Below are 6,000 nucleotides of genomic sequence, written 5' to 3'. Positions count from 1 at the left end.
CAGCAGCGGCGGCCGCGGCGCCAGCGCGCGCGCCAGCGCGACCCGCTGCTGCTGGCCGCCGCTGAGCTGGGCCGGGAATTTGTTCGCCTTGTCGGCCAGGCCCACCAGTTCCAGCAGCTCGGCCACACGGGCCGCACGCTCGCCGCGCGTGGCCTGCTGCAGGCCATAGGCCACGTTGTCCGCCAAGCTCAGATTGGGAAACAAGGCGTAGGACTGGAACACCACGCCGAAGCGCCGCTGCGCGGCCGGCCAGGCCGTGATGTCCTGGCCGTTCAGCACAATGCTGCCGCTGTCCGCCGCCTCGATGCCGCAGATCAGGCGCAGCAAGGTGGTCTTGCCGCAGCCCGAGGGCCCGAGCAGGCTGATGAACTCGCCGGCGGCGACATCCAGATCGATGCCGCGCAGCACCGGCTGCGTGCCATAGCGTTTGTTCAGGTGGCGGAGTGACAACACGATGTATTCCTTGTAAGGCCGGCGCCCCTTGCCTCTGACCCAACAGAGCGCGAGGATCCGGCTCTGCCGGGCCTACGGGCTCGCCCCCTTGAGGGGGCGGCCGAAGGCCGTAGGGGGTGGGCTGTTACTTCTTCTCGGCCTTGGCCTCGTAGCGCCGCGCCCATTCGGTCAGGATGCGCTCGCGGTTGGCGGCAGCCCAGACGAAGTCGTTCTTGGCCAGCATCTGCTCCAGATTGGCCGGCACATGCTCCATCTTCTGTTGCGCCTCGGGCAGGGCCAGGATCGCGAAGTTCGCGCCATAGAGCTCGTTGGCCTTGCGGGTCACGGCCCAGTCGGCCAGGGCCTTGGCAGCCTCGGGCTTCTTGCTGGTCTTCATGATGGCGGTGGCCTCCAGATCCCAGCCCAGACCTTCCTTCGGGAACACGATGTCGATCGGCGCGCCGTCCTTCTTGGTCTTGTTGGCGCGGTACTCGAAGGACAGGCCCACCGGGAACTCGCCGGCGCCGGCCTGGCGGCAGGGCTTGGAGCCGCTGTGGGTGTAGACGCCGATGTTCTGGTGCAGCGCGTCCATGAAGGCCCAGCCCTTGTCCTCGCCCATCATCTGCAGCCAGGCCGAGACCATCAGATAGCCGGTGCCGCTGGAGGCGGGGTGCGGCATCGTCACCGTGCCCTTGTAGGCCGGCTGGGTCAGATCGGCCCAGGAGGCGGGCTTGGGCAGCTTGCGCTTGTCGGCCTCGACGGTGTTGAAGCACACGGCCGAAGACCACAGGTCCATGCCCACCCAGGTCGGCTGGGCACGCGGGTCGCGCATATTGGCGCGCACCTTCTCCAGGCCCTTGGGCGCATAACCCTGCAGCATGCCTTCCTTGTCCAGCAGCATCAGCGAGGTGGCGGCCAGGCCCCAGATCACATCGGCCTGCGGATTGGCCTTCTCGGCCAGCAGACGGGCGGTGACGATGCCGGTGCTGTCGCGCACGAACTTCAGCTCGATGCTGGGGTGGTCCTGCTCGAAGGCCTGCTTGTAGGCCTTGATCTGGTCGGCCTCCAGCGCCGAATACACCAGCAGCTCGGTCTTGCCCTGGGCCTGAGCCGCGCCGGCGGCCAGCAGGGTTGACAAGGCGGCCAGGCTCAGCAGGCCGGCACGACGGGTGAGAGAGTTTTTCATAGCGTTCCTGGGGTGCGAAGAAGGAGTGAAGGGAAGCAATGGGCCGCACTCTAGATTTCGAATATGTAAAGAAGATGTCATACGGACCAAGCGCGACAAAGCCCGCATTTGCGGATTTGTGTCGCGGCTTTGACGCGCGTTCGACATCAATTCGTCATCAACAGCGACTACCCTCGCCCGTCCATGCTCACCGCCCAACTGAAGGCCTTTTTCACCGTCGCCCGGCTTGGCAGCGTCACGCTGGCCAGCAGACAGCTAGGCATCAGCCAGCCCACGGTCACGACCCAGATCCGCGCGCTCGAGGAGCACTACGGGCTGGAGCTGTTTCGCCGCAACTCCGGCCGCCTGACGATCAGCGATGCCGGCGTCGAGCTGCTGCCCATGGTCGAGGGCTTGCTGCAGCAAGAAAGCCAGATCGAGTTTGCGCTGCGCAACCAGGCCGAGCTGCGCCAAGGCAGCCTGCGGATCGGCGCCACCGCGCCCTACTACATGCTGGACCTGGTGCAGCGCTTCCAGAGCCGCTATCCGGGCATAGAGCTGAGCCTGCACATCGGTAACTCGCGCCAGATGGTGGATGCGCTGCGCGAGTACCGCGTCGATCTGGCGGCCTCGTCCCATCCGGTGCGCGACGCCCGCCTGCTGTGCTGGAAGCTCGGTGAAGATCCGCTGGTGCTGGTGCTGCGCAGCGACCATGCGCTGGCGCGCCAGACCGAGGTCAGCGCGCAAGACCTGGCCCCCTGCCGGCTGCTGCTGCGCGAGGGCGGCTCGATGACCCGCCAGCTCGGCGAGGAGATGCTGCAGCTGGCCGGCGTGCGGCCGGCCCAGGTGATGGAGATCGGCAGCCGCGAGGCACTGCGCGAGGCCATCGTGCGCGGCATGGGCGTCAGCCTGGTCGCCCGCCATGAGGTGCCCCACCATCCCGAGCTGCGCGTGCTGCCGCTGCGCGGCGCCGCACCAATGGTGGCCGAGTACCTCTATGTGCTGAAAGAACGCCGCCAGATGCGGCTGATCGAGGCCTTTTTGTCGACCGCCGATCTGCCGCCGCGGTTGTGAGGCCGCAAATCCGCCAATACCGGCATCGCGGCGCTTGCGCCAACTGACATCGAGACGGCACGGACGCTTTCTAGCCTTGGCAGGCCTTCAACACCTGTCGGGAGAACCCGTGCCAAGACCACTGATCAACACCCTCGCTGCGGCCCTGCTGTCGGCCGGCCTGCTGGCCGCGCTGCCGGCCCGGGCGGATGACCTCATCCCCTATCTGCATGCACCGACCGAGAACTCGACCTGGATCAGCTGGAAGTCCAGCAAGAACAGGAACGCGCCTGCCCGTGTCGAGTATGGCCTCAATCCCAAGCAGCTCGACCAGGTCGCGGTCGGCACGCTGGAGGACCTGAGCCAGTCGCCCGAGATCGTGCGCCAGTGCAGCAAGCCCAGCGGCACTTACTACTACAACCGCGTCAAGCTCAGCGGCCTGAAGCCCGCCACGCCCTACTACTACCGCGTCGTCAGCGGCGATGAGAAGTCGCCGGTGTTCCGCATGCGCAGCCAGCCCGAGGCCGGTGCGGCGCGCGGTCACTTCCGCGTACTGGTGATCGGTGACCACCAGTTCACCAGCAACACCAGCCGCGACTACGAGGCCTTGCTGGCGCTGGCCCGGGCCAAGGTGCAGGAACTCTACGGCGGCCGCTTCGAGGACCAGATCAATCTGATGCTCAATCTCGGCGACCAAGTCGACAACGGGGTGCTGTGCCAGTACGAGGACATCCACTTCAAGCAGGCCCGCAGCGTCATCTCCAACATCCCGACCATCACCGCCGTCGGCAACCACGAGTACTACGACGACCCCGAGCTCAAGCTCTACAACGCCCATTTCAAGTCCTATGAGGACGTGCCCTACCAGGGCCTGCTGTCCAAGCGCCCCGTCGCCGAGGCGGCCTTCCAGGTCGGCAATGTGCTGTTCGTGCAGGCAGATTCGAACAAGGCCAGCGCCGACCAGCGTGACTGGCTGGGCCGCATCTCCGAGGCCGCCAGGAACGATCCCGGCGTCGCCTGGGTGATAGGCACTACCCACCACCCCATCGTCTCCGAGCAATACCCCTCGGACGGCAGCGCATTTGTGCGCGACAGCGTCGCGCCCACGCTGGCGTCCAGCGACAAGCTGGCCCTCTATCTGAGCGCCCACTCCAACGGCATCTATGCGCGCGGCGCGCTGCGCGAGCAGCCGGTGCACCACCTGATCTCGGGTGGCGCGGCCTGGGGCCAGTTCTGGGGCGACACGGCAAGTCAGACCGACTATGAGGATGTGCAGAAGACGCTGGAGGCCCAGACCTTCCAGATCATCGACATCGACCAGGAGCGCCGCACGATGACGGTGCAGACCTGGTCCATCGGCAACGAGCGCTCGCGCGCCCAGGCCGGCCTGGTGGACCGCTTCGTGCGCCGGCTCGATGGCCAGGCACCGCGCCAGCCAGCCGTCACCGAGCTGGCCGAGCGCATCACCCTGCCCCACAGCTTCGGCAGCAGCGAGTTCAGCGGCGAAGATCGCTTCAACAGCATCGAGTACCAGATCGCCCGCGAGCCGGACTTCGCCGAGGTGCTGCGCTCGGTCAAGCGCGACCACGAGAATGTGTTCCTGTCCTCGGGCTCGCCGCTGTACCGCCCGATAGACCAGAACGCCGGCAGCGATGTGACGCGCTGGACCCTGGGCGTGGACGATCTGTTCGCCGACACCCGCTACTACATCCGCGTGCGCCATCGCGACCAGAATCTGTTGTGGTCACCCTGGTCCGAGCCGCAGCGCTTTGTGAGCAGCAACGGCCGCGCGCCGCTGCCCTTCCAGCCGCTGGCCTATCTGCCGCTGCGCAATGACCTGGCCGATGCGATGGGCAACTTCAGCAGCCTGGGCTGCGGCGCCCAGCTCAAGAGCGAGGACGGCGGCTATCTGGACACCACGGCCGGCCTGCTGCTGCTCAACCGCGGCGCCAGCAACGCGGCCTGCAACAAGGCCGGCAGCATGGCCGAGCTAGGCCTGCCGGGCACGGAGCTGACGGTCTCGGCCTGGGTGCGTTTCAATGCCTTCACCCGCTGGGGCGGCCTGATCGGTGCCTTCCAGGACAACGGCAGCTACGAGCGCGGCTGGCTGCTGGGCTATGAGAACCAGCTGGCCACCCTGGCCTTGACCAGCGGCACCGCGATGAGCTACTTCTCGCCGCCGGCCGCTGCGCTGAAGGCCGGCGAGTGGGTGCACCTGGCCGGCGTCTACAACGGCAGCCAGATGCGGCTCTACCTCAACGGCCAGCTGGTGGGCAGCAGCAGCGACCGCAAGGGCGCGATCCCCTACCCGCCCAGTGGCTGGCTGCAGCTCGGCGCCTACAAGGACGACAACGAGCATTTCGCCCACAAGGGCGGGCTGCGCGAGGCCGCCATCTGGGGCCGCGCGCTGCTTGCCTCCGAGATTGCCGAGCTGGCCAAGGGCACGCCGGCCAATGCCCTGCCCCGCTGACCTTTCTTCTTTTCCACCATTTCAAACACCATCGATCATGAACAAGACCTTGTTGAAAACCCTGCCTGCACTGCTGCTGGGCCTGGCCAGCCTGGCCGCCCAGGCGGCTCTGCTGGACATCCGCATGAACGGCCAGCTCGGGGCGCACAGCCAGGGCGCAGCCCAGGCCACGCCCGGCAGTTTTGCCGGCGCCGTCGCCCCCGGCGCCGGCTTCAGCCTGCAGCTGCGCATCGACAGCGCGGCGCTGGGCGAGAACCTTGAATGGGAAGATCATGTGCAGCTCTATGAGGGTGGCTTTGTGCAGGCCGCCACGCTGACGGTCGGCGGCGTCAGCCATCACTTTGATCTGGGCAGCGGTTTCGCCAGCCTCAAGCTCGACCGCAAGGCCTACTACCCCGGCGAGCTGGGCGGTCGCGGCCAGCCGGCCAGCAGTGAGCAGGACGGGCTGATGCTGGGATGGCGCGACGGCGCTGGCGAGGACCGCGTCTCACTGAGCTTTGTACTGCCGGACCTGTTCCAGAACCTGCCCTTCGACATCGCCACCTGGCAGGGCAGTTACAGCGCCACCGCGATGCTGCCGCCCAACGCACAGGGCAACTGGGACTATGGCAGCTTCCAGCTCGGCGCCGGCCTGCAGCAAAGCGCCGGCTACTTCCGCGCCGAGGGCCTGACGGTCAGCGTCGTGCCCGAACCGGCCAGCTACGCGCTGCTGCTGGGCGGCCTGGCCCTGCTGGGCGGCCTGGCGCGCCGCCGCGGCCGCTCGGGTCTTTGACCGTGGCATGAGCCCCGGGGGGCGCTGAGCGCGCTCCCCAGGGTAATGGAGCATGCCGGAGGCCCGCAGCGCTCACTAGCATGGTGCATCGCCACCCCGGAGCACCTG

At 67.3% G+C, this 6,000-nt stretch carries 5 protein-coding genes; 3 read left to right on the top strand and 2 right to left on the bottom strand.

Annotated features, from left to right (window positions below):
* Together PO768_RS19755 and PO768_RS19750 are read right to left on the bottom strand one after the other, a co-directional pair.
* Positions 1-453 (bottom strand): ABC transporter ATP-binding protein (locus PO768_RS19755; RefSeq protein WP_272647419.1); only part of this gene is annotated, 453 nt, incomplete at its 3' end.
* A gap of 124 nt (positions 454-577) precedes the next feature.
* Positions 578-1,618, bottom strand: coding sequence for a putative 2-aminoethylphosphonate ABC transporter substrate-binding protein (locus PO768_RS19750; RefSeq protein WP_272647418.1), 1,041 nt, complete (start codon positions 1,616-1,618; stop codon positions 578-580).
* Positions 1,619-1,801: 183 nt separating this feature from the next.
* On the opposite strand from PO768_RS19750, the gene PO768_RS19745 reads away from it, so the two are divergent.
* The 3 genes from PO768_RS19745 to PO768_RS19735 all read left to right on the top strand — a co-directional run bounded on the left by PO768_RS19745 (position 1,802) and on the right by PO768_RS19735 (position 5,892).
* Positions 1,802-2,671 (top strand): LysR substrate-binding domain-containing protein, encoded by an 870-nt coding sequence (locus tag PO768_RS19745; protein WP_262968019.1) that lies wholly within the window; start codon positions 1,802-1,804, stop codon positions 2,669-2,671.
* 109 nt (positions 2,672-2,780) lie between these two features.
* Complete coding sequence (locus PO768_RS19740; RefSeq protein ID WP_272647417.1) at positions 2,781-5,120, top strand: LamG-like jellyroll fold domain-containing protein; 2,340 nt, start codon at positions 2,781-2,783, stop codon at positions 5,118-5,120.
* Between the two features lie 37 nt (positions 5,121-5,157).
* Entirely contained in the window at positions 5,158-5,892 is a 735-nt protein-coding gene (locus PO768_RS19735; protein ID WP_272647416.1) for a PEP-CTERM sorting domain-containing protein, read from the top strand.
* Positions 5,893-6,000: the final 108 nt, after the last annotated feature.

The sequence above is a fragment of the Paucibacter sp. XJ19-41 genome (genome assembly GCF_028462495.1).
In the GTDB taxonomy this organism is placed as follows: Bacteria; Pseudomonadota; Gammaproteobacteria; order Burkholderiales; family Burkholderiaceae_C; genus Roseateles_E.
This window is presented reverse-complemented; position numbering and strand designations above follow the sequence as displayed.